The organism is Dietzia sp. B44 (genome assembly GCF_014145245.1).
GTDB lineage: Bacteria > Actinomycetota > Actinomycetes > Mycobacteriales > Mycobacteriaceae > Dietzia > Dietzia natronolimnaea.
The window spans coordinates 1-1,710 of sequence record NZ_JAALEF010000475.1 but is presented as its reverse complement, the minus strand read 5'-3'; the positions used below and the strand labels follow the sequence as shown (position 1 = coordinate 1,710).

Genomic DNA, 1,710 nt, shown 5'->3' with positions numbered 1-1,710 from the left:
GGGACGGGACGGGGGGCGGGACGGGGGGCGGGACGGGACAAGAGGGAGCAGAGACGGGCGGTCAGCCCTGGTCCCCGCCGGCGACGGGGAGGACCGACCCGGTGATGTACGACGCCTCGGGTGAGGCCAGGAAGCAGATCGGGGCGGACTGTTCGTGGAGGTCGCCGTAGCGACCGAGCGCGCTGGACTCGACGGTCTGGTCCACGATCTGCTGGTACCAGCGCTTCTCCTCGGCGGTGCGGGCGTCACCACCGCGGGAGATGCGGCGCGCCGGGGCGAGCGTTCCGCCGGGAGCGGTGGCCACCACCCGGATCCCGTGTGGAGCCGCCTCGAGCGCGAGCGCTGTGGTCAGTCCGTTCACCCCGCCCTTGGACGCCGCGTACGGGGCCCGGTTGACGCCGCGCGTGGCCACCGAGGACACGTTGACGATGGTGCCGGTCGCGACGGACACCATCGACGGGAGGACGGCCCGGCACATCCACAACGTGGGGAAGAGTGAACGGCGCACTTCCTTCTCGATCTGCTCCGGCGAGTACTCGTGGTAGGGCCGGGCCCAGATCGTGCCACCGACGTTGTTGATCAGTACGTCGATCCGGCCGTGGGTGGAGAGTGCGGCGTCGGCCGCGAATTGTGCGCCCTGGAATGTCTCGAGGTCGGCGACCACGGGGGTCACCCTGTGGCCGTCCGGCGACACGGCGGTCAGTTCCTCGGCGACCTCGGTGATCGCCTCCGCACGGTCGACGGCGGTGACGAGCGCGCCTTCCCGGGCGACCCGGTCGGCGACCGCACGACCGATTCCCTGAACCGCTCCGGTGACCAGGACGGACAGCCCGTCGAAACGTCCGGGGGAGAGGACGGGTGGGACGGCGTCGTGGTCACCGACCGGGGCGCTCATGACGCCGCCCCGACGGACGTGTCGGCGAGCGCGGCCCGCATGGTCGCCTTGGCGTGTTCGGTGTGGCGCCGGATCAGGTAGCGCGCCGCGTCGCGATCACCGTTCTCGAACGCGGTCACGATCTCGAGGTGCTCCGGCACGATGTCCTCCGACACCCAGCGGGCGTCCGGGAGGACGCTGTTCATCACCCGGGTGACCTCCAGGATCCGGTACGCCTGCAGGAGTGCCTCGTTGCCCGTGCACCGGAAGAGGTACTCGTGGAACTGGGCGTTGGCAGCGGTGAAGCGCGCCGGGTCGAGGAAGCGATCGCCGTGGATGTACTGGTTGGCCGACTCGGCGAGCATGCGGAACTCCGCGAGGCGAGTGGCGTCGAGCCGACCCATGGTGAGCTCGACGGCTCCGAGTTCGAGCGCCATCCGGGCGTCGAACTGGGCGTCCGAGTGGGTGATCCCGGGATGCACCTCGCCGCTGACGACACCGGTCGAGGACGTGATGGTCTCGGACCGCTCGCCGCCGGACAGCAAGAGGGACGACGACGTCGTCCTCGCGACGGAGGTCGGGAGGACGGGCTGCAGCGTCACGGGCCGAGGGATGTATCCCACCGGTCGGGCGGCGATGGGCGAGGTCGTCTCCTCGGCCGCCGGTCCCGGTGAGTACCCGGGGCCGGACGCACCCGGGACACGGGACTCGAACCCGACCGGTCGGGCGGCGATGGCCGGCTGCGGGCCTTCCGGACCGCGCGACCTGGCGACGGGGGAGCGGAACAGGCCCGGAGTGCGCGGTTGGTAGCCGACGGGTCGCGCTGCGATCGGTGC

The 1,710-nt window shown here is 71.6% G+C and carries 2 protein-coding genes; both read right to left on the bottom strand.

The window, feature by feature from the left end:
* Nucleotides 1-61: 61 nt before the first annotated feature.
* The gene (locus G6017_RS14390) at nucleotides 62-895 is read right to left on the bottom strand and encodes a 1,6-dihydroxycyclohexa-2,4-diene-1-carboxylate dehydrogenase (protein WP_182617973.1); all 834 of its coding nucleotides are present in this window, start codon (nucleotides 893-895) and stop codon (nucleotides 62-64) included.
* A partial coding sequence (locus tag G6017_RS14385; RefSeq protein ID WP_182617971.1) for a GntR family transcriptional regulator occupies nucleotides 892-1,710 on the bottom strand: 819 nt, incomplete at its 5' end. The genes G6017_RS14385 and G6017_RS14390, both read right to left, overlap by 4 nt.